We start from the raw sequence: 26956 nt of genomic DNA on the forward strand, positions 1-26956 counted from the left end.
CCGTGGACCGGATCAACCTGCATGTTCCCACCGGGGCGTTGTCGGGCTTCGTCGGGCCGAACGGAGCCGGTAAGACGACCACGCTGCGGATGCTGCTCGGGCTGATCCGCCCCACTGGCGGCCACGGTTTCGTGCTCGGGCACCCTGTCGGCAGCCCCGCGGGCTATCTGTCCCGGGTCGGCGCGATGATCGAGGGGCCGACCTTCCACCCCGGGCTCACCGGGCGCGCCAATCTGCTGCTGCTGGCCCGCCTGCGCCGGCTCGGCCCGGAACGGGTCGCCGAGACGTTGGACACGGTCGGCCTGACCAGCCGGGCCGACGACCGGTTCTCCCTCTACTCGCTGGGCATGAAACAGCGACTGGGAATTGCCGCCGCGCTGTTGCCCGGCCCCGAGCTCCTGATCCTCGACGAACCGACCAACGGGCTGGACCCAGCGGGCATCCGTGAGATCAGAAGCCTGCTGAAGGACCTCGCCGGGGCACGGATGACGGTTTTCGTTTCCAGCCACCTGCTGTCAGAGGTCGAGCAGATCTGTGACCATCTGGTCATGATCCGGACCGGCCGGCTGCTCTTCCAGGGGCATGTGACCGACCTGTTGGCCGCCGAGGATCCACGGCTCGTGCTGACGCCTGAGCATGCGGGAGACACCGAACGCCTCGCCGCTCTGCTGCGCGACCACGGCCTGCGGGTGGATCCGCCGGAGCCCTCGACCGAGTCAGTGAGCGTGCACGCCCCCGAGGCGGTGGCCGCGAACCTCAATAAGATCGCTATGAAAGCGGGGATCACGCTGCGCGCGCTGACCGCGTACCGGCCCACGCTGGAGGAGACCTTTCTGGTGGCGACCGGCGGGGTCGACGGGGATCTGATCCCGCGTAGCCGCAGTTCACCGGATGCCTCGGTCGGCTTCCACTCACCCCGCGTGCCGGCCCAGGACATCCCTGGACGTGTTTCATGACGCCGATGTTCCGAGCCGAGTGGGTCAAGATCGGCCGCCCTCGATTCTTCTTCGGCACGCTCGCGGCCATCGCCGCCGTGGCAGCGCTCGGCGCGGTATTGACCATGCTGTCGGTCGGGCACAGCGATTACGACGGCGTGCCCGTCACGGCAACCGCGCTGGCCGCTGCGGACGGGGTCATGCAGGGGCTGGAGGCCGTCAGCATCCTGCTCGGGGTGATGGCCCTCGCGGTCACCGCCGCCGTGATCGGCTCCGACTTCACCCATGGGACGCTGCGTAATCAGCTCATAGCCTATCCCCACCGGCTTCGCCTGCTCGCGGGCAAATGCCTTGCGCTGGCGGCTTTCGTCGCTGTGATGGTCACCGCGGCGATGGCGGTGGCCGCCGCCATGTCGTTCGCGATCGCGCCCGCGACGGGCGTGAGTACCGCGGCCTGGCACAGCAGCGCTGGTCTGGTCGAAATCGGCAAGGGATACCTGAACGTGCTCATGGCATCCCTGGGATACGCGACCATCGGCGTCCTGGCGGGGGTCGTGTTCCGTTCCCCCGCCGCGGCGGTGTCGGTGGGCCTTGCCTACGCCCTGCCGCTGGAGATGCTGGTATCGCGCATCTGGAGCCCGGCGGCGACCTGGTTGCCCGCGCGGCTCATGGACACCTTCGCCGCGGGCGCGCACGGGTATCACATCACCTACGCCGCGGCCGGCGGCCGGATTCTCCTCTTCTGCGCGGCGGCCGTGGTGGTCGCCGCCGGGCTGTTCAGGCACCGTGACATCACGTCCTGACCAGGTTTGGAGCGACCGGCAATAGGGGACGCGCCCTCGCGGGGCCAGGGCAGGCATCTCGCGTCATCGCTCCCCGTCCATCGCCGCGCGATGCACGGGTACCCCGGCTCGTCGGTCGCCACCCACCACCTCCGGTGGCTCCCTCCGCCGCCTCGCGATCCATCCACCCGGGCGCCGCTTCCTGATCGAACGCCCTATTGCCGGAGCCTGTGAGAGGCTCCGGCAGGTCGCTCTCAGGGCAGTACGGCACGCAGGTCGACACGCATCAGCCACTGGTCGAGCTTGAACGGTGGATACGGCCAGGGGATGGCGTCGAGCACCAGCTGGTTGACGGGGAGCCACATCACTCCGCGGTGCGCGTCGACAGCGCCTCGCCGGACACCGATGTAGCGGGTGGAGGGGCCGCGCAGGCCGCGCAGGCCGATATCCACCGGCCGGCCCACCACGAAGGTCATGTGCCGTCCCTGGCCCGACGGCCGGATGACCTGCACCGTACCGTCGAGCCCGGCGAGCACAACCGCCCCGCTGGCCGGATCGAAGACGATGCTGCGGATGAGGCCGCCCTCGCCGGTGCCCGCGACGAAGTACTCGGGCGGGTTCAGCGCTCCCCAGCTTTGCGCCGGCCAGCCGTCGACCGTCGGCGTGCGGCTGACCAGGCCGCGCTCACTGCCGATCTTGGGATAGACCGCGAGGGTGGCGGCACGCAGTCCGTCCGCCCTGGTACGGGCAACGTACAGGGTGCCGTTCCCGTCGAAGCAGGCGGTCTCCATCCGGGAGTTGTCCACCGCGGCACGTATCGGGAGGCTGCGCGGAGTGATTCTCCCGGCTGCCCGGCTCCCGGTGCCCGCGGCGTAGGAGAACTCCTGGATGGGAAACGAAACGACCCGGTTGTCCGCTGTCCGGCAATCGCTGATCAGCACAAACCGTTCATCGCCGGCCCTGCTGGTAGGATCAGCGACAACCTCGCGGGGGCTCACCACCACCGGTATACCGAAGACGTGGGTCTCGGGGTACTGCCAGCTGGCGCGTACCCGGCCCGCGGTGTCGACGACCAGCAACGCGCCTTGCTCCGTGCCGAGGCTCCCAGCGCCGAAGTACTGCGCGATCACCAGATGACCGCTGGCCGGCAGCTTGCTGATCGCCGCCGGGCCACGGGGCGATCGCGGTTCGCCCCTGGCCTCACGCGGAAAGGCCCTTCCCGACGTTTCCGGCGGCGCGGTCGCGGCCAGCTGGTCCGTCGTCCACGAATGGGCCGGGTCGTAACGCCACGATCCGCCCCGCGCCGGGCGGCGGATCTGCCCGAGCGTGGGCAGCTCCCCGTAGACAGCCGTGTCCCACCCGAAATAAGGCATGGCCGATACGAACATCACCCGTTCGTCCGGACCCGCACCGATCACGGCCACGTCGGCCACGTCGGCTCCGCCAACGCCGCGGAACCTCGTTTCGGCCCGCGGCAGCTCCGTCCGCCCAGTGCTCGACGGTATGACCAGCCGGGTGAAACTCACCGAAGCCGGCTCGAACACCGCGAGCTCCATGCCCGTCCCGGTCGGCTGTGCCTGGTTGTCCGAGAAGGGCGTGGTAGCGGTGAACACCGTCCCATCGGATGTGACCGTGGACATATAGGCGGCCTGGCCGGGACCAAAGCCCCAGCCCGCAACACCGACTGTCGCAAGCTGGGTGTCCCCGGCACGGTCCCCGAAGCTGCCGGGCGCGCCGAACAACACGAGCGCGTCGGACGGAGTGGCCGGCCGTGGCCCACCCAGTAGTTTTGCCAGGCCCGTAGCCGCGAGGGCACCGAGACCACTCGCGGCGGCACCGACCACGACCCGGCGGCGGGTCGCGCCCCGGTGCCTCCCCCGGGCCCCGCCCCGGCCGGTTTCCGGCGCCGCCGGCACCGCTGCCGGGACGGGGCCCGGGACAGCACCACCAGTCAGATCCGCCGCCGGCATGGGCCACGGCGCGGCCCGCTCCCCAGCTGCCACGGCGAGCCCGTGACCACCCGCGGCCCGGTCGATGCCGCCACCCGGCCCGATATTCTGAGCGGCGTCGCCGGATACATCCCTGGGCGCGGGCGGATAGTCCCCCGACGCGGATTTCCGACGCATGGCTCCTAGTCTCCGATGAAGACCGTGCCATGGATGCTCCGGACCAAAAAAACGGCGAGGTGAGCTACCGCTCGGCGCGAGAGCTGCTGGACAGTGCCGCGGACCGCGGCGGGCGTTGCGTCGGCAGCCCGGGATCCGCGACCGGCTGGTGGGTAGCAGGCCCGGCCGGCCGCTGTGCCGCGACCGGGACGCTCAGATCCGACGCTGCCGGCCGGTGTGCCCGCAGCATCATGAAACCGGTCATGGACGCGGTCACCGCCTGGCAGACGAGCGCGGCAACCGCCGTGGCGAACAGGTCGCCGCCGGCCGCGGCCAAGGCGGCGCCGGTGATGACCGTACCGGCCGCGAGCACGCCCACCACCTTCTGCTGGCCGGCCCCCAGCAGGTAGTTGGTGAACAGCAGCGTCACGGCGAGACAGGTCATGGCGAGCGCCAGAACCCACAGCGCGGGCGCGCCCGCGATCAGGTGCGGGCCGAAGACGACCGAAAGCATGGGGGCGGCCACGACCGCGCCCAGCCCCACCAGCAGCAGGCCGGGGGCGACCACCCAACCCACCGCCGCGAGCAGGGCCGCCGTGGCGGGACGGCCGCGCTGCCGGCGTTGGGCCGCCTCCGGAAGCAGGAAGTTCGCGACCGCCAGGCCGATGAACACCGGCACCTTGCAGGCGGTCGCGATAGCCGCGTACGCCCCGGCCTCGGCGGGGTTGAGCCAGCCGACGATGACCACATCCATGTTCTGCAGCATCGCCAGCGGCACGAGCGCCCCGAGCGCGGTTATCGTGTCGCGCCGGAGAGCGTGCCTGGTACGCACCCGTTGGCCGCTGGCCCGCCGGCGACCCCCATCCGCGGGCACGGATCGGGGGCCCGGCAGTTCATGCCTGCCATGCGCGCTCAGGGCCGTACGCCGACGGGCGTGTTCAGCGGCACACAACACACCGACAATCAGCCCAAGGCCCGCGCCGTTGACTCCGAATCCGGCGAACACCAGGGCAATGGTAACGACGATTCGGCCAATGCCCTCAAGTACGAAGTTGCCGGCGAGCTCCTGGTAGGCACGACCCGCCTGCAATAGTCCGCGCTCAACCGAAAGTGAGACCCAAATCGCTGCCGCCGCAATTGCCTCGGCAATCGCGAAGGGATGCGGATAAGACAGGATCGCGGCAACCGGCCCGTCTGCCAACAGACCGAGTACGCAGGTGACGGCAGCCGCGACAGCGCAGACAACACGCAGCCGGTGAATCCAGAAACCGCGCGCGTGCTGGCTGTCACCGGAACCGGGTATGCCCCGCCGCACCACCGCGACCTGCAACGCCGAGCCGCCCATCGAAAGTATCAGGAAAATTCCGGTCTGAACGACCAGCGCACCGTAACCGGTGGCATTGAGTACGCGCGCAAGCACCAGATTGGCCAGGAGATTTCCGCCATTGACGGCAACCCCGGCAACCGCGAGCGACCCAGGGCCGGAGAGCACCCGCGCAAACAGCCCACGCCCGGCGATCGCCATCCACCTTCCTCCCGCACACTTTGGTGCCCGGCCCGGTGCCGACGTTTTGCCGCCATTTCCCGAGCGTCGTCTACCCACCGTAGGCCAACGCCACACCCGGCCGGCATCGGGTACCGGCGATCTGGCACCATCGTCGCGCGGAGTATGGCGTGCTGCGTGCGCGGCGGCGCGGCCGGACTGTGCCGAAAACAACAGGGCAAGCTGGGAGCCCAGCTGAAGGGAGTAAACCGGATGCCCGCAATTGCGGCACCCGCGGGCGGCCTGGGCCGGCAGCTGGATGCGCTCGCCGGGCGCCACGTGGTGTTTCTCAACTGGCGTGACCTTGAACACCCCCAGGCCGGCGGCGCCGAGCTGTACTGCCAATCGGTCGCGGAACGGTTCGCCGCGGCCGGCGCGCGGGTGAGCCTGCTCACCTCCCGCCCGGCCGGCACACGACGATCGCAGATCGTACGGGGTATCACCATCAACCGCTCAGGCGGGACGTTCGGGGTGTATCCAGCCACGCTGGCTCGCCTTCTCCGTGACCGGCACAGCATCGACGCGGTGGTGGACTGCCAGAACGGCATCCCGTTCTTCAGTCCGCTGGTGCTGCCGGCCACCCCGGTCGTCCAGATTCTGCACCACGTCCACCAGCGCCAGTTCCCGCTCTACTTCCCGGCGCCGGTGGCCAGGATCGGACAGCTCCTGGAGACCCCGGGCAGCCGGTGGGTGTACCGGCGGTGTCCGGTGGCCGTCGTGTCACCCTCGACGCGGGACGAAGCGTGGGAGATCCTGAGGCTGCGCGGGCCGCGTTTCATCGTGCCCGGCGGTGTCGATACGCCCCGGGATGACGGGCCGAGCCGGCCCGCTGACCGGCCGACCATCGTCTGCGTGGGCCGGCTCGTCCCGCACAAACGACTGCATCTGCTGCTGGACGCCCTTCCCGCGCTTCGCGCAGCCCACCCCGGGCTGGTCGTCGACCTGGTCGGCGACGGACCGGACCGGGAACGCCTCGGCCGGCACGCGGCCGGGCTCGGTCTCGGCGACGACGTTGTGCGCTGGCATGGCTACGTGGAGGACAGGCAACGGGACCAGCTGCTCTCCACGGCCTGGTTGACCGTCAATCCGTCCCATGGCGAAGGATGGGGCCTGTCCGTGCTGGAGGCCAACGCCCATGGCGTACCGGCGGTGGCATTCCGGGTACCCGGGCTGCGCGATGCCGTCCGCCATGGCCATACCGGCTGGTTGGCGGACGATGCCGATGGGCTCGGACCCACGATCGACATGGCGCTCTCCGCGCTCGCGGACCCGGTCACGGCGGCCCGCTGGCGTGACCGGGCGCGTGCGTGGGCCGCGTGCTTCTCCTGGGACGCCACCGCCGAGCTGCTCGCCCGCGTGGTGACCACCGAGATCGACAGGCTGAGCAGCCGTGCGCCCGGCCGTCACCCGCGCGAGTCACGACGCGCTGACCTGCTGGTCACCCGTGCGGAGTTCCCGCTGCCGTCGACCCAGGCGCTACCAGCCCTGCGCCGTACCGACCTGATCTACCGCAATGTCCCCGACCGCGACGAGCCCTGCCAGAGCGGCACAGGCCGGGCCGGGGACGGCTTCGACCGCGCGGTCGCGGTCCTCTACGGTGCGGGGCCCGCCGACGCACGTGCCGCACTCGATCGGGCCGGTGTCACCGGCCCGATCGAGGTGCGAACCGCGACCGGGGAGGACCTGCTGATCGCCGCGGTCCGCTGCGCGCTTCCCGATGCCGTGCAAGCGGACAGTCCTGTTGCCGGAGCGTCCTCATCCTTCTGACGGGCTGGTGAGCGGCGTGTCGCCGACCGGGCCGGCCACACGGGTCGATCAGCCCACACGAGTCGATCAGCTCAGCTCACCGAGCGCCGTCCGGTACAGGGCGGCGAAGCGCCGCACCGCATATAGATCAAATAAGTCACGGTGGTAGCAGAATGTCAGATACAGCTCATCGCCGTAACCAACCGCGGTGATTACCAGCCCCTGCGGCATACCGGCGAACGCCGCGAAGTGAAACGACGTGACCTGTGGGCCAGCGGTGCCCGCTGCCGGCAGGTCGGGCATCCGGCCGAGATTCGTCACGCTGGCCGCCGGCATCAGCAGCGGCCGAGCCAGGGCCACGGCGACGCGCAGGAGCGCATGGCGCACCGGGCCTGGCAGGCTGGCCACAACGCCGGCTGGGACCCTGGCGCCCGCCGGCCGATCTGCCGCCTTGCTGGCTACGGTCTGCCTGCGTACCGCGGCCAGCAGGATGTCGGGACGCTGACGCTCCCGGGACGTCGTGGCTATCACCGCCTCGCCCGTGTGGTTGCCGAGCGCGACATCCCCATCCCGCTCCCGGATGTTGATCGGCATTCGCATCCGCAGCGTCCCGGTCGCCCGCCCAGCCGCGCTGTTCCAGCGCTCCACCGCGGCCTGGGCAGCGGCGAGCAAAAGATCATTGACGGTCGCCGCCGACCCGCCGCAGGTGGACTGACGGGGCTTCGGGACGGGAAGTGTCTCGCTGTGCACGCCATACGTCGGGTGATGACGCTCGGCGAGAGCGCGGTCATGGCGGGTCCGCCGAGCGGCTGTGACGGCAACCCGGCCGGGCAACCACTGCCGCGGCACCGCGAGATCGGGCAGACGCCCGCGGGCCGGGCGGCCCGGCCCGGCGGCGGCCGGGCGGCAGTCAGCCGGGCGGACGGGGTTCGCGACAGCCCGCTCGGCCGCCTTCGCTGTCGGCCCTCCCGCTTGGGGAGCCATCTCCGGTACGTCGCTCGACGGCGCGCTGAGCTCCAGGATCGCCCGCAACAACGTCGCCACGCTCAGCCCGTCCAGAGCGACGTGATGCGCAGCGAGCGCCACCGCGTCGCCGCCGGGAAGCCGCATGTGCAGCACCCGTAGCGGGGGTGCCGCGGCCAGGTCGAACGGGCGCGAACAGAGATCCGCGAACTGCGCCCACACATCATCGCCGTCGTCACCGGTCAGTACCGCCACCGTCGCTACCGCCGCGTCGTCGGTCGAGGCATCCGGAAACCACCATCGGCGGCCGGACGGACCCGTCCGCAACCGGGCGCGTGCCATGGGATGTCGGGCCAGGACACTGTGCACCGCCGCCCGCAGGCTCTCGGGGTCGATGGCCGCCCGGGTGCGGGCGATCATTCCCAGCGAGATCGGCGCGGAGCGGCGATCCGATGCCATGATCAAATCTTCCAGCACCGAAAAAGGCCGTTCCCGCACACGGTCCGCCGATCCCACCCTGGCCTCGCCAGTGGCAAACAGCCCCAACGAGTGGGACAGCAGTGATCCGGATCGGGGGTGCGGAAGCGGCGGGACAACTGATTCCGGAAGCGACGTGGGCCGTCGCATCGCGCGGGAGTCGATGCTGACACCTTCCTTCGGCTTGCCCGCCTGGCCCGCTCGAAAAACGGCCCAGCGGTGAAATGTCCCCACGGCACACCCCACCCGCACCGGTTTCCCATCCTCACGCCTGCCGCTGGGATCCAGCTCGGAACAGCGGCGGGCGTCTCGCCTGTCACCCGAACGCACGCCGGAAACCGATAGTGCGATAACCGGCAATGCCTTTCGGGACTTCCGGCCAAACTACACCACAAAACACGATCAAACGCAAAAATAACAATTGACAGCTAACTATAACACAATGAACAATCAATCGCCCGGCTCCACCAGCCGATCACCACCATGCGCTGTTCGGCGAAGCCCGGCGCTCCGGGCCCGCGGGCTGGGTGATGGACCGTGCTGATCCCACTACCCGCGATCCATCGGGCCGGGGACGGGCGCCGGGACAAGACCGGCTGGCCGCGCGCCACGGTGGACGGCCACGGAAGCCAGTACACACCCCAACGCGGCGGCGCCGCACAGCTGGACCTGCCAGCCAAAGGCCCCCCGGCCAGACCCGGGAAGGCTGCCGGGCGTCAGCGTCACCACGGCCGTGGCGACGCCCACGCAGCCAGCGGCAAGCCAGGACAGCCCTGTCGACGAACGCCGAGCGACTGCCACGAGCGCCGGGACCACAAGCGCGGCAGGGCCGGCGACCAACATAACCGCGCACATGCCGGCCAGCATGACGCCGTAGCGGAGCTGACCGTGCGCTTGCTCAACCGGCTGGCGGCGGACGCGCCTACCAGCGCCCCACCGGCGTGATACCCGGCCGGCCCGCCTGCGCCCAACGCTCGGGAACACCGCCAACGCGGCCAGCCCAGCGACCATGGCCATGCCAGCACCAAGATCACGACGGTAGGCCTGGCCGGGGAGGTTCCTAATAACGATCTTCCCGGCCGCGCCCGCTGGAATGATCCAGCCCTGCTGCCAGCCATCCAGCCTGATCGCCCGAAGCGACACCCCGTTCATGGTCGCCGTCCACGACGCGTTGGCGTTCTCCCGGACAGCAAGGTAGCTGCGCTCCCCCGCCGCGATCTCGACCGTGCGGCGCTCCGGCGTCCAACCGGTGATGCGGGTGGTCCGGACGGGCGACGGCGGAGGCGATGCGGCGACGGCGGAGGCGAGCGTGATGGAGTCGACGGCGAACGGTGCCGCACCGGGTGCGGTCGTCAGCAGATGCGGGCCAACGCTCAGGGAGACCGTGCCGCCATCGGTGCACAGAGCCATCCTGACGGGCCGGGACGCCTCGATGTCCTCCCGCGAGGCATCGAGCCGGGTGGCGTACCGCTGCCCGTCAATGGTGACGAACGGACCCGATCCGCAGGGAAGAGCCAACGCCCGCTTTTCCGGCTGGGCCGAGCTTGCGACCACCGTGCCCCGGACGGTGAGGCCGATGGGCCGTGGTACATCAAAACGCCGGCTGAGCTGCCGTTCCTCATCGTCCTCGAACGGTTGGGACGAATCGGCCCGGTTCCGGGTGAACGCATAGACGATGCGCCCGGAATTCGCCCCGGAGAACAGCAGCGCCGCGTCGAAGGGTGTCTGCAGATACCGCTGAAACGTGATCCCGGGAATCGTCAGCTCGCGGATTCCCGCGCCCAGAAAAGGGTCGCCATCCCCGCTGACCTGTTCGAAGCTGATCCGGAACCACCGGGTCGGGCCGGCGGGTACCGCAAGCCGCTGGGCGGCTTCGATCGGCTCGACCGGGGTCACGACCGAACCGGCCTGTGTGGTTACCCTCAGCGCACGCACAGCCGGGCGAGCCTGGCTCTCCGCGAGTAGTTGCACCGTCAATGCCGGCACCTCGATCATCCTCGCGACATCGACCTGCAGCCACTGCCCGACCGAGCCTTTGTCGTCTCTGACGCTCTGCCATGCGGTGCCGGGATCACCGTCCACGGCGTTGGCTGGTGCCAGATCGGTCGCGGCCACCAGTTCGAAGCCGTACGACGACGCGGTGACCGACATCCCACCGACGTAGCCGGCCGTCGTCTGATGCCCGGCCACCGGCCGGTCGGTCCACTGAGCGGGCGGCCCCGCGGCGCCGGCGGCGTACTCATGCGGACCGAGGACGTAGGACTGGCCGCCGTGGACGAGCCCGAACCGGTTGTCACGGCGAGTGAAGGTATCAGTCACCACCCAGGTGCTCTGTGGACCGACGACCTCGGCCGCGGCCGGGTCATCCACAGTGGGAGCGGAATCAGCCATGGCGCCGCGACGGGCAGCGGCATCACCAGCAACGGCATCAGCGCTGCCGACGGCATCAGCACCGCCGGCGGCATCAGCGCTGCCGGCGGCGCCCGCGACACCGACGGCGGACGCGAGCGAGACAGCGCTGTGCCCACCGAGATCGGCCAGGTCACTGGCCAGCACGACAGCCTGGTCGGGCAGGATCCGCTGCGCCGCCATCGCCACGGTCGCCTCGGCACCGCCGGAGACGATCAGAGCCGTGTCAGCCGGGTACGCCCGCACCGGACTGGCACCACCGGGAAGCGTCCACACCTGCAGCGCGGGCACCCGCAGGCCCGGATTGCGCAGTGCCGGAACCAGCCTGGCCTTCGCCGCGGAACGAGCCGGGAGCATCGGGCCGAACACCGCGCTCTGTCGCAGCCCGGACCCGCTCAGCGCGCGGTCGATCTGCTCGGATGACGGCGGCACGTCCCAGTCCTTGTTCTGCAGGTCATTACGGACAAGCACCTGTCCGACCCCGGCTCGGGCCAGCGCCTCGGCAAGCCCTGGCGCTGACCCGAGCGTGAGTTGGCGTTCGATCCCGTCCATCCACCGGGTAACTCCGACCCCGCCGAGCGGGACCAGGCTGCGTACCCCCCAGGGTGTCCGTGCCAACCACTGCATCGGCTCGTCCAGCGGGCGGCCCCAGTCGTACTCGCCGAACGCCGTCCCCGGCAGCACCAGGGTCCGGCCGCCGGCCGGATTGCGCGCCAGCCAGTCCGCGGCCTGCCCCCAGTAACCCGGAACCTCACGAAACGATCCAGCGGGGGTCATCGTGCCCGCGAGCGCGGGGGTCATTCCCATGATCACACAAGCGGCGGTGGCGATGACGACCGCGGCCCGGCCAGCCCGCCGCCCGGTCCCCCTGCCACGCCCGCCGGTGCCGGCACTCCGCCGGGCGATCCCGCCAGCCCCGCCGGCACCGGCGGCACCGGCGGCCCGGTCGGGAAGCCGCCATGAGGCCGCGACGGACAGGGCATGGGCGAGGCCGAGTGCCATCGGCAGCCGGATCACCGGCTGGAACTTGTACACATTACGGAGAAAGCCGAACGGGCTGCCGAGAAGGTCACGGACCGTACCAGCCAGCGGGCTTCCCGGCTGCCCGGGGTAAGCGGCGCAGACAGCAACGACTCCGATCCCGAACGTGAACACCAGAAAGTGCCGGGACGGCAGATCGGCGCGGGCAAGCCCCCAGACACCGAGCGCCGCGACCAGGCCTGACCCGATCACCGCCGCGGCGGTGGTGACGTACTCGGACGCCGCGGGCAGCCACGGGCTCGGCAGGCGCAGGTAGGCCATCCAGTCGCTGGCACCCCGCAAAGCCTCGCCGACCGATGTCGTGGCGGTCGTGATGCCGGCGGTCTCGGTATAGGGAAGAAAATTGAGCCCATACCGCCTCTGCACACCCAGCGCCAGGACCCACCAGCCGGTCGCCAGCAACACCGCCAGGACCCACCAGCCCCGCAGCGCCCAGGCACGCCGGTCGGTCCCGGCCAGGATGAGCCCGACAGCCGGACACAGCAGAACGTCCAGGATGACACTCGCGTTGACGCCGCCGGTAGCGAAGATCGCAAGACCGGACAGCGCCGCGGCCCGCCGCGGCGACAACCGCGGGAGTGATCCGGGCGCATCCCGCCGCATCGCGAGCACAAGCGGCAAGACCATCCACGGCAGCATCGCGCTCCCCGTCAGCGCGACGGAACTCGAGCCGATCTTTCCCAGCACAAACGGCGATGTGGAGTAGGCAAGTCCGCCGACCACCCGGGACGCCCGGTCACCGACACGCAACGCATCGGCGAGCCGGATCACTCCCCAGGCCGCCACCGTCAGGATCAGCGCCATCCACAGCCGCTGGGTGACCCATGGTGGCAGGGCCAGCACGTTCCCGATGGCGAAGAACGAGCCCATCGGGAACAGGTAGCCGACGTACTGGTTGGGGAACAGGCCGAAATCCGAGGCCGAACTCCACAGATGAGTGCTCCCCGCGAGGAAGCGGAGCGGATTCACCGCCAAGTCAATCTTGGTATCCGCGGCGATCCTGCCGGGCGCCTGAAGCAGACACAGTAGGATGAAACCGGCAGCCATCACCGCTATGGGCCACCGTGGCGTGCGGCCGGGGCCGCCGGGCGCGGGCACGCCGCGCCGCGGGCTCAGTGACGCCCCCCGGCCCACCCGCTCCGGCGCCCCCGGCGTCATCGCAGCCGCCGGAAAACCGAACCGCGCGGTCGAGCACAGTTCATACGACCTCGCGCGGAGCCGGCTGTAGACCGATGTCCCGTCCACCCCCGCTCCTCACCGACCCGGGCTTCTCCGCCGCGCAGGCGTCCGCCGCCAGAGCGCCCGCGCCCATGCTGATCACGCGCGCGACCGGGACCCGGGATGCCTCCGCCGTCAGTTCGGGATGGGAGTCGCTGCCGGCCGCCGCCACAGCCGGCCGCCGCACCGCGGCCAGCGGCGTGGGCACCGGCGTGGGCACCGGCTGCGCGACCACCGACGGTTGCGCCTCGCCGCTTCGCAGGCGCAACGGAGTGGGCATGGCGGGGCGGCGCCGCCGGTAGCGCCGGGCCCGCAACACGTCGACCAGCATCGCCGGGGTGTGCCTGGTGACACGGAAGGTCCCACCGGCCATCTCCGACCAGCGCACGGGGACCTCGGCGATCTGGTAACCCATGGACCGCGCGATTGAGAGAACCTCGACATCGAAGCCGAAACCGGTGGACCGCGACATGCTGAACAACAGCTTCGCCTCAGCATGCCGGAAGGCCTTGAAGCCGCACTGGGTGTCCGCGACGTCGAGTCCCGCGAGCGTACGGGTGATCTGGTTGAACGCCCAGCTCCCCATCCGCCGGCCGCTGGTGCGTAGCGCGCTGTCACCGATCCGGCGCGACCCCAACGCCACCTCGGCCTCCTGGAGCGCCGCGAGAAGCAGCGGAAGATCGTTGACGTCCGAGGCCATGTCCGCGTCCATGAACACGATCGACGCGCCCCGCGCTATCGCGACGCCCGTACGGATCGCGGTGCCTTTACCGGAATTCCACGGAAGCCGCACGACACGCGCTCGCGGCAGGTCACTCAGCAGCTTCTCGGCAACCTCTGCCGTGCGGTCGGTACTGCCGTCGTCAACAAGGATCACCTCCGCGCCGGCAAGCTTGCCCACGACGGCCACCAGCCGGGGCAACGCCTCCGGGAGCCGGTGCGCCTCGTTGAAGGCGGGGATGACGATACTGACGGGAACGTGGTCCAAGAGTCACTCCCAAGCTGCGTCGGCAACGGCACGGGCGGTTACAATCATCTGTCGATCGCGAATCACCTCGTGCCGCCCGAATAAGTCCGGCCGAAAGGTCGATACGGCATCGCCACGCCGGTGAGATCGAAGCCGCCGAATCGCTATTCACCGGGCGAAGGCCAACCGAGGGCCCATTGTTCGGCCGCCAACAGGTTGTCGGCACGTACTGGTCACGCGGGATGGACAGCAGGTATCGGTACATTCGCCCACCCATCCTTTGACGGCGTTGCCCGGGGCTGCCGGTAACACGCAATAGACCATGCTCGCAGCGCCGTCGGATATTGTGCTGGCACACCGTTTCTCGACGGTGTGAAACTCGGCCGACCGCCGGCACGCCGCCGGGGGCCCGGCGCGATCCCCGAACCGACCACCGCCATCCCAACCTCACTCTCGGTTACCCAGTAGGCCGAATGGCACACGATCACGGCTCTTCCTGCGTACTCGGCGGCCCGAGGGAATCTCGCGGCGGACGTCGTACTCGAGACAACGACTGGCGAGCGCACCCGCCCGCACGCCGGTCGGCACCCGCCTGAGGCACGTACACCTCCGGCATCCTCTCGCAGGCACGCCAGCTTCCTTCGCCCGCCACCCACACGTCACTGCGACGCACATCCGACACGTGGGACTCCGTCACATCAGATCACTCTTGAGAGTCAAACGATTACCAATCGACATGACCGCAAACAGCTGCCACTCGAAAGTCAACACGAGAATCCGCCCACGCCAACACCCCTCGATAGTCGACGACCTCCACCGCCAACACCATTGTTGTTCGTATGTTGTCAACCGGTCGTTTTGCCAAGAGTGCCGGACACGCACAGCCACGCACAGCCACGAACCGCCGCGAGCCGTCCGTTCGCGCACAGCCCGCGGGAATCCGGCCGCGGGCGGGTGGCTGAGACAGCTGCCGGCAGGTCATCATGGCGCTCCCGAGAGCCCAGGCGCGTAAAAGCCCATAATCATACCTGCTGGCCGAACCCCTCGTACCCACGGGCACCTCCAGCAGCGTTAGAACGCAAGGCAGCCAGAACAGGTCCGCCCCAAATCATCTAGCCGATATCGGTGCTACCGCCGGAATACCGGGGCCAGTACCCAATGGCACGAAATCGCCGTGCGGGATCCGCGTTGTGTCCCGCCCCGACATCTACCCGAAACAAGCATGGCAGAACCTCGTCACATCCAGTTCACCACTGGCCGGAAGCTTCAACGCAACAACGCAACAGCGCGGCACGCGGACACAAGCGCCCGGTGACAAGAGGCTCCGGCAACAGGGGCGCGGCGCCGCGGGGCTGGGGCAGGCGGGCAGCCGCCAGGTACCAGCACGGCAGCCGCCCCCGTCCTGGCGCATGCTGGATCCGGGATGTCCCCGGCTGAACAGGAGCGATCGATGATCGGATCTACCGGGACAGCCGCCGGAGGCGACGGGCCGGCCGCACCGAGCCCAGTCGGCTCCGGCAGCGATCAGAACCAACGGGCGGGTCATCGACGGGATACGAACGATCCCGGGCTGCGTGCCCTGGTCGGCGCTGGCCGTTCCCGGCTGCCGCCGGGAACGGCCATGCGAGCCCGTGACGTCGCCCGTCCCGGCCTCGACGACCTGGCCGAGGCCGAACGCACCCTCGTGATTCGGCGGCGGTCCTGGACCGGCCCCGCCACCGCCCCGCCGGCACAACGCCGACAGTAGATCGCGTCCGACGGCAGGCCTGGCGACCCGCCCGGCCGTACGACGGCTTCGAGCGACCGGCAATAGGGGACGCGGCGTCGCGGGGCTGGGGCACGCACCTCGCCGCGTTGTCATCAGTCGCCACCCAACACCAGGGTGGCTCCCTCCTCCGCCTCGCGATGCACGCACCCCAGCCCCACTCCTTGATCCACACCCCTATTGCCGGGCGCTCTTCGTTCCCGCCGTCCGGCCGAACGAGGGCAGGTCGGTGCCCCGGGTCAAGACCCCAGGTCAGGGCGCAGGCCGCGCGGACGCGACCGGCACCACGCCGGACCGCTCGTAGGCCGCGAGCATGGTGAGCCGGCGAACATGACGCTGTTCAGCACTGAACGACGTGTTGAGGAACACCTCGATGAAGCCGGTGGCCACCGAGACGCTGTGCATCCGCGCACCGACGCTCGCGATGTTCGCGTCGTTGTGCAACCGGGCGAGCCGAGCGGTTTCCGTGCTCCAGACAAGGGCGGCGCGCACACTGGTGACCTTGTTCGCGGCGATGGCCTCGCCGTTGCCGGAACCACCGATGACGACACCCAGGCTGTCCGGTTCGCCGGCGACGGCCGCGGCGGCCGCGATCACATATGGCGGGTAGTCGTCGTCTGGGTCGTAGACGACAGGCCCATGGTCAATAACCGAGTGGCCCAGATCGGTCAGTCGAGTGATCAATGAGGTCTTCAGCTGGAAGCCCGCGTGGTCAGAACCGAGATGGACGCGCATGGGACGAAATGATGCCCGCCCCGGGGCGTCGCTACTCCCACCCACTCCGATGATCTGAGAAAAGTGCCCCAGCCGGATGACGCCCGCGGCGCATCCGTCCTGGCGCCCGTCCACCGGACGGTCCTTGACCGGGTGACCCAGGCCGCGCGGTCCGGGATGCACGCGGCCCTGGGGCGCGAGCCGGACAGTCCTGGTGCCGGGCGCCCTAACCCTCGGCAGCCGATGGCTGCCTCCTGGACCGGGCGAGGTAGCCGGCCACCCGGTTGACCACGGCGACAAACGGCACGGCCGCGATCGCCCCGGGGATGCCAGCCAGCACGCCACCCGCGGCGAGGGAGATCACGATCGCGAGTGGATGCAGACGCACGGCCCGCCGCATCACCAACGGCTGCAACAGATGACCTTCAACCTGCTGGACCCCAAGCGCGACCCCGAAAATGACCAGAGCCGGCACCCAGCCGTTGGAGACGAGCGTGACCAGAACAGCGGCGCCGCCGGCCACGGTCGCTCCGACGATCGGGATGAACCCGCCCAGGAAGGTCAGCAGGGCCAGCGGGGCGATGAGCGGAACCCCGACGACCACCAGCCCGATCGTGATACCCGCGGCATCCGCGAGCGCCACGAACATGGTGCCGCGGACGTATCCGGTCAGCGTCGCCCATGCCTCCCGGCCCGCGCCGCGCACCCGTTCCTCGCCTTCGGGCGGGAAACGGGTGACGATCCAGTCCCAGATCCGCTCGCCGTCGTGGACGAAGAAGAACGTTGAGAACAGTGTGAGCAGAAGCCCCGTGACCACCTCGGCCGCAACCGTGGCCCCGGAGAGCACTCCCGAGACAAGGCGGCCTCGGTTGTTCGCCAACGTCTGGGTGATGTCGTTCGTAAAATCGTCCAGCTGCTTCTGCGACAAATGCAGCGGTCCGTCCTGTAAATAGTCACGGACCTGTTCCACGCCCTTGCTGACCTGGTCGGACAAACTGGGGAACTCATCAGCCGCGTTGAAGCCGACGCCCACGCCCACGCCCACCACAATGATCAGAAAACCAAAGATGGTCAGGAAGGACGACACGAGCCTCGGCACCCCGTGCCGGCGCAGAGCCGCCGCGATCGGGCGGATCAACGCGCTGATGAGCAGCCCGGCGATCACTGGGATCACCACGACACGGAGCCGGCCGACCGCCAGCAGCAGGATGTAGATCGCCGCTCCGATGATGAGAAGGCGCCAGGACCAGCCGGCGGCCACCCGCAGCGCCGCCGGGACCTGCGGATCGACCGCAGCGGCGGGTGTCCGCCGCTGCGGTACGCCCACCGGGCCGGGCATACCCACCGGCGCGGGCGGTTCCAGCGAGCTGGGCGGTTCCGGTTCCAGCGAGCTGGGCGGGCCGGCGGGCTCCGGGTCCCTCCGATGGCCAGGACGCCCGAAGCCGGCAACACGCCTCACCGGTGCTCCCCCTCATCGTCGCGGCACTTGGCGCGCCTGGACCGGTCATGCCTCCCGAATGTTCCAAGCCCGCATCAAACCCGACCGCGGGTGCGCCGGATAGCTGTTTGTCCGTTACCAGGCTCCGCCCGGTGGAGCCGACGTGGCCGGCGGCTGGGACGTGGGAGACTGGGAGCCCCGTCGTCGCGGACCGCGGCGTCCACCACCCTCGCCCCGGAGCGGGACACTTGTCCGGCCCTTCGAAAGGACCCGCGTGTCAGCCAACAACCTCACCCGCGACGAGGCGCGTGAGCGCGCCCGGCTGCTCAACGTGTCTTCCTACGAGACGAACCTCGATCTGACGACTGGCGACACCACGTTCGCCTCACGGACAACGGTGCGCTTCACCTGTACCGAGCCGGGTTCCACCACCTTCATCGAGCTGATCGCCACGGCTGTCGGCGCGGTGACCCTCAACGGCCAGCGCCTGGACCCGGCCGAGGTGTACGACGGGAACCGGATCACCCTCGCGAATCTGCGGGAGGTCAACGAGCTTGAGGTGGCGGCCGACTGCGCCTACTCGAAGACCGGCGAGGGCCTGCACCGCTTCGTCGACCCGGTTGACGGTGCCGGCTACCTGTACACCCAGTTCGAGACCTATGACGCCCACCGGATGTACGCCTGTTTCGACCAGCCGGACCTGAAGGCGGTATTCCAGCTCTCGGTGGTGGCCCCGGCCAGCTGGACGTGTATCTCGAACGGACGCCGGCTGGAGGCCACGGACTCCGGCTCCGGGCGGACGCTGTGGCTCTTCGAGGCCACGCCGGTCATCTCGACCTACATCACCGCGCTGGTCGCCGGCCCCTACCACGAGGTCCGGGACCACCACGACGGGATTGACCTCGGCCTGTACTGCCGGCAGTCCCTGGCCGAGTTCCTCGACCCGGACGAGATCCTCACGATCACCAAGGCCGGGTTCGACTTCTACCACCGGGTGTTCGACTACCGTTACCCGTTCGGCAAGTACGACCAGCTCTTCGTCCCCGAGTTCAACGCCGGAGCGATGGAGAACGCCGGTTGTGTGACGTTCCTGGAGGACTACGTCTTCCGCGCGAAGGTCACCGAGGCTCGCCGGGAGCGGCGGGCCGAGACGATCCTGCACGAGATGGCCCACATGTGGTTCGGCGACCTCGTGACGATGCGCTGGTGGGACGACCTGTGGCTGAACGAGTCGTTCGCCACGTTCATGTCGGTGCTCGCCCAGGTCTCCTCGACGCGGTTCACCAACGGTTGGACAACGTTCGCCAACGCCGAGAAGGGCTGGGCCTACCGGCAGGACCAGCTTTCCTCCACCCATCCCATCGTCGCCGACGCGACCGACATGGAGGCGGTACGGACGAACTTCGACGGAATCACCTACGCCAAGGGCGCATCCGTGCTCAAGCAGCTCGTGGCATGGGTGGGCCAGGAGGAGTTCCTGGCCGGGCTGCGGTCCTACTTCCGCCGTTACGAGTATGGCAACACCTCGCTGCGGGACCTGCTTGACGAACTGGAGAACGCAAGCGGCCGGGACCTGTCCGTGTGGGCCGCGGACTGGCTGGAGACCACCGGGGCGAACACGTTGCGGGCCCGCTTCGAGACTGACTCGTCCGGGTTGTTCACGGCCTTCGACGTGGTGCAGGAGCCGGCGTCGTCGCCGCCCACAGCGAGCCAGACGCTGCGGCCGCACCGGGTGGCGATCGGCCTGTACGACCGCGCCGCCGACGGGTCGCTGCTGCGCCGCGAGCGCATCGAGCTGGACGTCGTCGGCGAGCTGACCGAGATACCGAAGCTCATCGGTGCCCGCCGGCCAGACCTGATTCTGATCAATGACGACGACCTGACCTACGCCAAGATCCGCCTGGACGACCGCTCCCTGGCAACGTTGATCGACTCGATCGGCGCGATCCGCGCATCGCTCCCGCGGACGCTGTGCTGGGCGGCGGCCTGGGACATGACCCGCGACGCCGAGCTCGCCGCCCGGGACTATGTCAAGCTCGTGCTCTCCGGTGTGGACGCCGAGGATGACATCGGAGTCGTGCAGTCACTGCTGGCCAAGGCTCAGCTCACGATCGACACCTATGGTGACCCCGCGAACCGGTCGGCCGCGCTTCGGGACGTGTCCGCGCGGGCCGAGGCGCTGCTACGCACCGCCGCACCCGGCAGCGACCTACAGCTGGTCTACGCGACCACCTTCGCCCACGCGGAAGGACCCGACCAGGTCAGTCGGGTCCGCGCCATCTTCGAGGGTGCCGATGTCATCGACGGGCTCGCCCTCGACACCGAACTGCGCTGGACCCTGCTCATCCAGTTGGTTGCGCGGGGCGTGTACGGAGTCACCGAGATCGAGAACGAACTTGCCCGTGACAGCACCGCGACCGGCGAGAAGCGGGCCGCTACCGCCCGCTCGGCCCGGCCCACCGCCGAGGCGAAGGCTGCCGCGTGGACGGCGGTGATGGACTCCGACACGCTGTCGAACCACCTGCTGGTGGCGACCATGGGCGGCTTCTGGATACCCAGCCAGGAGGATCTGACCCGACCATATGTGAACCGTTTCTTCGCCGAGATCGAGCGGATCTGGCAGACCCGGACCTTCGACACGGCTCAGACGATTACGCAGATGCTGTTCCCATCCGCGATCATCGAACCGGACACGCTGGCGGCGGTGGACGCCTACCTCGCCGCGCACGACCCGCAGCCGGCTCTGCGCCGCGCCCTGGTCGAGGGCCGCGACGGCCTGGTGCGCGCGCTGCGCGCCCGTGCCAAAGACGCCGAGGCCGCGGCTGGTTCCTAACCACGCCGCCGCGGCCGGTGCGAGCGCAGGATCTGCTGCCGGCCGCCACGGATCCCAAACCGAGCGGGACCCGCTCTCAGCGGGCCCCGCTCGTCGACCCGGTCGGCACGTCAACAGCCGCGGTGGACCCACCGGACGCCGACGGGCCGGCCACGTCCGCCAGCTGACGGAGTCCGTTGACGATCCCACCGACGATGTCACCGAGCGCGAAACTGGAGATCATCGTGAGAACCGTGAGCCCGGCGGCCTGATCGGAGACGCGGCTCTTGGCCGCCTGTGTCGTCATGATGCGGGCGAAGCGCTGACCGGGCGAAACCAGCAGCAGAACGGCGGAGTCGCGCGTGGCGTCCACCAGGTTGGCCAATGCCCGCTCAGCGAAAAGATCGGCGTCACCGTCGACCGTACCCACCCGGACGGTGAACCGGATGCCGGTCTGGGCCTCCGCCGCGGCCTGGGCTCGGCCGAGCCGGTCAAGCTGGTCATGAGTGAACGCATCACCAGGTGCCACTGGCACCACCCGAGCCAGGGGCCGCCACGTGCGGACGCTCATCCTCGGCGACAGCGGGAGGAGCGCCGATCCACACCTCCGGGTGCGGCCACGGGCCTCCCGGACGGTAACGGGACGGGCCGCTGCCCCGGCTTGACAGCACCGTCAGGATGATCGCGACAGCGAACCCGACGGCGATCGTCCCACCGTAGACGATCCAGGCCTCGAGCGGCGTGAGCGGGTCGGGGCTGTAACTGTCTCCGATGTCCTGCGCGAACGCGGCACCGGAAAGCGCCGGGATCGTAAGGAAAGCGAGTGCCGCTACGGTAAGAGCACGGCGAGCGGTGTGCCGTAGACGTCGACGAGTCACGTTGCGAAGGTTACCGGGTGATTGACCCAAGGTCGTCCGAGAGGGCTTCCTACCGCGGTGGCGTGGGCCCGTGCGCCCCCGGAGGGGCGAACCCACGCCTGTCCTTTCACCCGCTGTCGTCACCCGCTGTCGGCCTGGTCACGGACACAGGCGAGCAGCCGCGCAAGCCGCTGTACCTGTGGGTCCACCCGTAACCGCTCGATGGTTACGGGCCGGCCGTCAGCGTCGGTGGCCGCAAGCCGCCAGTTCGGATAGGAGTCCACCGTGCCGGGCAGGTTCGGCTGGCGCAGGTCACCGACGGCGTCGCCGGGTGCCGCCAGCACGATCCGCGACTGTGACCGGGCGAGCAGACCGTGTAGAGCGAAGGCGATCTCACGGGTCACCGCAAGGTCCGACGTGGCGCCGCCAGAGCCGCCAGAGCCGCCAGAGCCGCCGGCTAGGCCGGGGGCGGACGCCGCCGACGCGGCCAGGTCGAGCGTGGCAAGATCCGCAGCGAGCAGCCCCTCGCCCCGCAGCAACGCGATCAACGCGTCCCGTTCCCGCCGCCAAGCGGCGAGTTCAGCCTCCCGCGACTGTCGCAGCAGGCCGCGGTCGGCGCGTACCCGCACATGCTCGCCGGTAAGGTAGCCGGCGACGGTAGGAAGATCATGAGTGGTAACGCTCGCCATCGCCGGTTCCCGCCACCTGCGCGGCGCGAGCGGGTCACCATGCGCGTCGCGTTCGAACCACGCGACAGTCGACCCGAGCACACCGGCCCGGTCCAGCGTCGCCGCCACCGAGGATTCGACCGTGCCCAGGTCCTCACCGACGACGAGCGCACCGGCCCGGCTCGCTTCCAGCGCGATGAGCCCGAGCATGGCCTCGGCGTCATAGCGGACATATGTACCGGCCGAGGCCGGGTTACCAGCCGGGATCCACCACAGCCGGAACAGCCCCAGGACATGGTCAATCCGCAGGCCACCGCCTCGACGGAGCACAGCGGCAACCAGCTGCCGAAACGGCGCGTAGCCGGACTCGGCCAGCCGGTCGGGCCGCCACGGCGGCAGCTGCCAGTCCTGGCCCTGCTGGCTGAACCCATCCGGAGGCGCGCCGATGGTCGCGCCGGTCGCGAAGACGTCCTGGCAGGCCCAGACATCCGCACCACCGGGATCAACGCCAACAGCAAGATCGTGAACGATACCGATGGTCATCCCAGCATGACGGGCAGCAGTCTGCGCGGCCATGAGCTGGGCATCACAGCACCGTTGCAACCAGCGGTGGAAGGCGATCCGTGCCCGCAGTTCAATCCGGGCCTCGGCCACCGCGGACCCGGCCGGGTCGTGGAGGTCCGCCGGCCAGCGCCGCCAGTCCCGGCCGTGCCGTTCCGCAAGGGCGCACCAGGTGGCGAAGTCGATGAGACCCTCCTCGCCTGCCCGGTCGGTGTCCACCCAGGCGCTGTCCGAGTCGCTGTCCGGGTCCCTGCCCCGCTCGGCCGCGACGGTGAACAGCAGCTCCAGCGCGGCGCTCTTGGCCCGCCACACCGCGTCCCGGTCAAGCAGATCGGGATCAGCCTCCGTGCGGGCAGCGGCGGCGAGCTGATCGACCCGCGCCCGGGTAGCGGCGTCCGCCAGCTGATATTCAGGCAGGTCCTCGGGACGCAGATACAGCGCCGAGGCGAACCTCCGGCTGGTCGGGTAGTACGGGGACGGCTCGACCGGAACCGTCGGCGCGACCGCGTGCACCGGGTTGACCAGTACAACGTCGGCGCGCCGGCCGTCAGCCGACCCGGACCACTCGGCGATCGCGGCGAGGTCGCCGTAGTCGCCCATCCCCCAGGAAGCCGCCGACCGCAGCGCGTACAGCTGGATCATCCATCCCCAGCCGCGGGCGTGGGCCGCGCCCGCTGGAGCGGGAAGCGCGTCCGGCACGACGACGACCTTCGTCGCGATCAGGGTCGTGCCGACCGCGATCCGCAACAAATGATCACCGAATGGCAGCCCGGCGGGCAGGTTCAGCGGGAGGCCGAGCATGGCCACACCATCGACCGTGCGCCGTTCGACCGCCTCGCCCCAGTCCGTCAGCTGACGTTTCCCGCCGCCTTCAAGGGCCAGCTCGGCGCTGCGGACCGAGCCGGCTGGCACCCGTAGGACGACCGGTGTGGCCGCGGAGCGCCGCACCACCACACAGGCGGGCAACGGACGCCGCCACAGCGCGTCGCGCGCCTGGGCAAGGGCCGTCGCCGGATTCGCGACGTCGACGTTGAGCAGCCCGAGCACGGTCCGCACGACGTCCGGCGCGACGGTGACCTCCTGGCCGTCCGCGTCGATGTAACGGGTAGCGACGCCATGCGCCTCCGCCAGCTGGGCGAGCACCTCATCGACCGGGCCGAAGCCGATCGTGGAGCCCGCGGTGACAGGGCCCGCGGCGGCGGGACCAGCAGGGGCCGGCAGGGGCCCAGCAGGGGCCGGCGCGGGACCGGGAGGAACGGAAGCGGGATCGTTCGCCGGGCCGTTCAGGGGGGCGCCGCCCGAGCTGACGGCGTGATCGGTGCTGTCAGAGGTCACGACCGGATCCTCTCGTCCACCAGGAGCGACGGTAAGCAGGCCGGGCTGGCGGCGATGCCAGTACGGAAGTCTCCTCCCGCAGCTGGGGAACGAGACTCGGCTCCCGCGGAACGGCCGCGCCCGGCTGGACCGCCGACGGCGCGCCTGCTGAGGATGGCCATGCCTCGTCCGGGGGAACCGGCAGCGACAGGCGCAGAAGCGCGCCGCCGGCCGGGCCTTCCTCAGCCCGCACCCAGCCGCCGTGCGCGGCGGCGGCATCCGCCACGATGGCCAGGCCAAGCCCGGACCCGGGCAGCCCACGCGCGGACGTCGCCCGGTAGAACCGGTTGAAGACCCGGGAGCGGTCCTCCGGCGCGATCCCCGGGCCCTCATCGGTGACGACAACCTCGCCGGGAGCCACGGTCACATGGACCCGCCCTTGTGCCGGGGAGAATTTCACCGCGTTGTCCAGCAGGTTCGTCACCGCCCGTTCCAGCATGTGCGGGCGTCCATCCACGGGCGACGGGACAGCGGTCACCACGATCTGCACGTCCTTGGCTTTGGCGCGCCTGCGCACCCGGTCGGCCGCGACATGGACGATCTCGGTCAGATCAGCGGGCTCGACGTCCTCGGCGGGCGCCTCATCACGGGCCAGCTCGACCAGTTCACTGACCAGTCCGCTCAGTTCCCGGATCTGCGCGTCCACGTCCCGCAGCAGGGCGTCCCGGTCGGCCGCGGGCAGTGCGCGCGCCGGATTGGCCTCGGCCCGCAGCAGTAGCTCGATGTTGGTCCGCAGACTGGTCAACGGGGTGCGCAGCTCGTGACTGGCATCGTCGACGAGCTCCCGCTGACGCGCGCGGGAGGCCTCCAGCGCCCGCAGCATGCTGTTGAGGCTGTTGGCCAACCGAGCTATTTCATCACTACCGGTCACTGGGATCAATGCGGAGAGGTCCTGTGTACGGGCGACCTCCTCAGCGGCCGCGGCGGCGGCATCCACCGGCTTGAGAGACGCGCGTGCGATCAGCCGACCGAGCAGCACCGATCCGGCCACGCCCACCACGCCCACACCCAGCAAAACCAGACCAAGATCGCGTAGTGTCTGATCGACGTCGGACATGTCCCGGGCCAGTTGCAGCGCGCCCAGGCCGACGCTGGGAATGCGGATGGGAACGGTGGCGACGCGATAGCGCCCCCCGCCGACAGTGACCGTGCGCAGTTGCTGGCCGACCACCCCGTGTGCCACGGCGATATCGGCGGAGTTGACCGGCAGCATCACCACCTGGTTGTCCGGCGCCGTCGGGGTGCCGTCGGTGCTGATGACCTGCGCGGGCAGGCCGAAGTTGAACACGATCAGCCCCTGGTCCCACTCGGGGCCCCACTCTTTCGGCTTGATCGTCTGAGCCGCCGTGTAGGCCTGTTGGATCAGCTGGTGGTCGATGGACCGACCGAGCACGATCCCGGTCGCGCCGAGTGCCACGCCTGCCACGACCGCTACCGTGGCGGTCACCGCAAGACCGATGAGCAACGCCATCCGGTTGCGCAACGGCAGATGCACAAGTGACAAACGAGGGTGGCGGGGCCGCGCTCTCATCCGGAGGCCCTCACAACGGGACCTGCTCCCGCCCGCCCTCGCCGGCTCTCCTAAGAGCGACCGGCAATAGGCACGCGGCGTCGCGGGGCTGGGGCACGCACCTCGCTGCGTTGTCGTCAGTCGACACCCCAAGGACCAGGGTGACTCCCTCCTCCGCCTTGCGATGTACGTGCCCCAGCCCCGCTCCTTGATCCGCACCCCTATTGCCGGGCGCTCTAAGCATTCCGATGATGGTCATGGGCAGAACGGTCACGAAGCCGCGTCCCGCAGAACATAACCCACCCCGCGGACCGTGTGCAGCAGGCGCGGCTCGCCACCGGCTTCCAGCTTGCGACGCAGGTAGCTGACGAACACCTCGAGCGAGTTCGATGACGGCCCGAAGTCGTATCCCCAGACTCGCTCCATGATCATGGAACGGGAGAGCACCTGCCGCTGGTGGACGAGAAACAGCTCCAACAGGTCGAACTCAGTCTTGGTGAGCGTCAGTTCCCGTCCCCCGCGGGTCACCTGCCGGCTGCTCTGATCAAGACGGATGTCCGCGAAGAGCAGCGCGGGGGGCACCCCCGGAGCGATCCCCGCCTGATCCGTTCCCGTGAGACCCGCGGCAGCCGACGCCGCGGCCCGGGCGGACAGCGACGCCCGGCGGGTCAGCGCGCGCAGCCGGGCGAACAGCTCCTCGAGGGCGAAGGGCTTGACCAGATAGTCATCCGCCCCCACGTCCAAGCCGTTTACCCGGTCGGCCAGCCCATCACGGGCGGTGAGCATCAGAATCGGCAGGTCGTCGCCACGGCCACGCAGCTGGCGACACGTTTCCAGGCCATCCACCCGGGGCATCATCACGTCCAGCACGACGATGTCCGGCCGGTCGCGAGCAACCGCGTCCAGCGCCTCCATACCGTCACGCGCTGAACTGACCTCGTAACCCTCGAACCGCAGCGACCGCTCAAGAGACTCCCGGACCGCCGGCTCGTCATCGACCACAAGTACGCGCACACCACACAGTCTGCCCCCCGAGTCACGCGGCGCAGGCCGTCCGGAAGGACTCTCAGC

At 69.8% G+C, this 26956-nt stretch carries 17 protein-coding genes; 5 read left to right on the plus strand and 12 right to left on the minus strand.

The features are described from left to right. Both MJ777_RS09920 and MJ777_RS09925 read left to right on the plus strand, forming a co-directional pair. The coding region (locus MJ777_RS09920; RefSeq protein WP_239375476.1) for an ATP-binding cassette domain-containing protein at window positions 1–956 on the plus strand (956 nt) is incomplete at its 5' end. Beyond that, on the plus strand, window positions 953–1738 hold the full coding sequence (locus MJ777_RS09925) for an ABC transporter permease subunit (RefSeq protein ID WP_239346177.1): 786 nt from the start codon (window positions 953–955) through the stop codon (window positions 1736–1738). The genes MJ777_RS09920 and MJ777_RS09925, both read left to right, overlap by 4 nt. A 233-nt stretch (window positions 1739–1971) precedes the next feature. Here MJ777_RS09925 and MJ777_RS09930 read toward each other — a convergent pair whose 3' ends face one another. Then, on the minus strand, window positions 1972–3843 hold the full coding sequence (locus MJ777_RS09930; protein WP_239310096.1) for a hypothetical protein: 1872 nt from the start codon (window positions 3841–3843) through the stop codon (window positions 1972–1974). Window positions 3844–3907: 64 nt separating this feature from the next. Next, window positions 3908–5347 carry a lipopolysaccharide biosynthesis protein gene (locus MJ777_RS09935; RefSeq protein WP_239310095.1) on the minus strand — a complete coding sequence of 480 codons (1440 nt, stop codon included), beginning with the start codon at window positions 5345–5347 and terminating at the stop codon, window positions 3908–3910. Window positions 5348–5578: 231 nt separating this feature from the next. On the opposite strand from MJ777_RS09935, the gene MJ777_RS09940 reads away from it, so the two are divergent. Then, complete coding sequence (locus MJ777_RS09940; protein WP_239310094.1) at window positions 5579–7132, plus strand: glycosyltransferase family 4 protein; 1554 nt, start codon at window positions 5579–5581, stop codon at window positions 7130–7132. Window positions 7133–7198: 66 nt separating this feature from the next. On the opposite strand, the gene MJ777_RS09945 is transcribed toward MJ777_RS09940, so the two are convergent. From MJ777_RS09945 to MJ777_RS09955, 3 genes are all read right to left on the minus strand, one after another. Then, window positions 7199–8533 (minus strand): condensation domain-containing protein, encoded by a 1335-nt coding sequence (locus tag MJ777_RS09945; protein ID WP_239310093.1) that lies wholly within the window; start codon window positions 8531–8533, stop codon window positions 7199–7201. Window positions 8534–9100: 567 nt separating this feature from the next. Next, window positions 9101–13246, minus strand: coding sequence for an alpha-(1->3)-arabinofuranosyltransferase family protein (locus tag MJ777_RS09950; protein ID WP_239375478.1), 4146 nt, complete (start codon window positions 13244–13246; stop codon window positions 9101–9103). After that, window positions 13200–14207 (minus strand): dolichyl-phosphate beta-glucosyltransferase, encoded by a 1008-nt coding sequence (locus MJ777_RS09955; protein WP_239346168.1) that lies wholly within the window; start codon window positions 14205–14207, stop codon window positions 13200–13202. The genes MJ777_RS09950 and MJ777_RS09955 overlap by 47 nt, the downstream gene beginning before the upstream one ends. Before the next feature lie 1429 nt (window positions 14208–15636). Between MJ777_RS09955 and MJ777_RS09960 the strand changes: the two genes are divergently transcribed. After that, the gene (locus MJ777_RS09960) at window positions 15637–15933 is read left to right on the plus strand and encodes a hypothetical protein (protein ID WP_239313184.1); all 297 of its coding nucleotides are present in this window, start codon (window positions 15637–15639) and stop codon (window positions 15931–15933) included. Between the two features lie 270 nt (window positions 15934–16203). On the opposite strand, the gene MJ777_RS09965 is transcribed toward MJ777_RS09960, so the two are convergent. Together MJ777_RS09965 and MJ777_RS09970 are read right to left on the minus strand one after the other, a co-directional pair. After that, window positions 16204–16686: a ribose-5-phosphate isomerase gene (locus MJ777_RS09965; protein ID WP_239375499.1), complete on the minus strand. Its 483-nt coding sequence runs from the start codon at window positions 16684–16686 to the stop codon at window positions 16204–16206. Between the two features lie 205 nt (window positions 16687–16891). Next, window positions 16892–18124, minus strand: a complete 1233-nt coding sequence (locus MJ777_RS09970; RefSeq protein WP_370652688.1) for an AI-2E family transporter — start codon at window positions 18122–18124, stop codon at window positions 16892–16894. Window positions 18125–18377: 253 nt separating this feature from the next. Here MJ777_RS09970 and pepN point away from each other — a divergent pair, with 253 nt between their 5' ends. Beyond that, on the plus strand, window positions 18378–20936 hold the full coding sequence (gene pepN / locus MJ777_RS09975; protein ID WP_239375480.1) for an aminopeptidase N: 2559 nt from the start codon (window positions 18378–18380) through the stop codon (window positions 20934–20936). Window positions 20937–21012: 76 nt separating this feature from the next. On the opposite strand, the gene MJ777_RS09980 is transcribed toward pepN, so the two are convergent. From MJ777_RS09980 to MJ777_RS10000, 5 genes are all read right to left on the minus strand, one after another. Beyond that, a complete protein-coding gene (locus MJ777_RS09980; protein WP_239310918.1) occupies window positions 21013–21444 on the minus strand; it encodes a DUF5130 family protein in 432 nt (143 codons plus the stop codon). Further along, on the minus strand, window positions 21431–21793 hold the full coding sequence (locus tag MJ777_RS09985; RefSeq protein ID WP_239310917.1) for a hypothetical protein: 363 nt from the start codon (window positions 21791–21793) through the stop codon (window positions 21431–21433). Before MJ777_RS09985 ends, MJ777_RS09980 begins: the two co-directional genes overlap by 14 nt. Before the next feature lie 119 nt (window positions 21794–21912). Then, entirely contained in the window at window positions 21913–24336 is a 2424-nt protein-coding gene (gene malQ, locus MJ777_RS09990) for a 4-alpha-glucanotransferase (RefSeq protein ID WP_370652689.1), read from the minus strand. Next, the gene (locus MJ777_RS09995; RefSeq protein ID WP_239375482.1) at window positions 24326–25906 is read right to left on the minus strand and encodes a HAMP domain-containing sensor histidine kinase; all 1581 of its coding nucleotides are present in this window, start codon (window positions 25904–25906) and stop codon (window positions 24326–24328) included. Before MJ777_RS09995 ends, malQ begins: the two co-directional genes overlap by 11 nt. Window positions 25907–26155: 249 nt before the next feature. Further along, the gene (locus MJ777_RS10000; protein ID WP_239310915.1) at window positions 26156–26899 is read right to left on the minus strand and encodes a response regulator transcription factor; all 744 of its coding nucleotides are present in this window, start codon (window positions 26897–26899) and stop codon (window positions 26156–26158) included. Window positions 26900–26956 lie beyond the last annotated feature (57 nt).

Origin of the sequence: Protofrankia sp. Cj5, from assembly GCF_917627405.1 — a bacterium.
Classification (GTDB): domain Bacteria; phylum Actinomycetota; class Actinomycetes; order Frankiales; family Frankiaceae; genus Protofrankia.

What these genes read in the sequence shown, in the direction of transcription:
- MJ777_RS09995 (WP_239375482.1), bottom strand. Translation starts at nt 25,906, where the DNA reads ATGAGAGCGCGGCCCCGCCACCCTCGTTTGTCACTTGTGCATCTGCCG.
- MJ777_RS09945 (WP_239310093.1), bottom strand. Translation starts at nt 8,533, where the DNA reads ATGGCATCGGATCGCCGCTCCGCGCCGATCTCGCTGGGAATGATCGCC.
- MJ777_RS09935 (WP_239310095.1), bottom strand. Translation starts at nt 5,347, where the DNA reads ATGGCGATCGCCGGGCGTGGGCTGTTTGCGCGGGTGCTCTCCGGCCCT.
- MJ777_RS09960 (WP_239313184.1), top strand. Translation starts at nt 15,637, where the DNA reads ATGATCGGATCTACCGGGACAGCCGCCGGAGGCGACGGGCCGGCCGCA.
- MJ777_RS09930 (WP_239310096.1), bottom strand. Translation starts at nt 3,843, where the DNA reads ATGCGTCGGAAATCCGCGTCGGGGGACTATCCGCCCGCGCCCAGGGAT.
- MJ777_RS09965 (WP_239375499.1), bottom strand. Translation starts at nt 16,686, where the DNA reads ATGCGCGTCCATCTCGGTTCTGACCACGCGGGCTTCCAGCTGAAGACC.
- MJ777_RS09925 (WP_239346177.1), top strand. Translation starts at nt 953, where the DNA reads ATGACGCCGATGTTCCGAGCCGAGTGGGTCAAGATCGGCCGCCCTCGA.
- MJ777_RS09940 (WP_239310094.1), top strand. Translation starts at nt 5,579, where the DNA reads ATGCCCGCAATTGCGGCACCCGCGGGCGGCCTGGGCCGGCAGCTGGAT.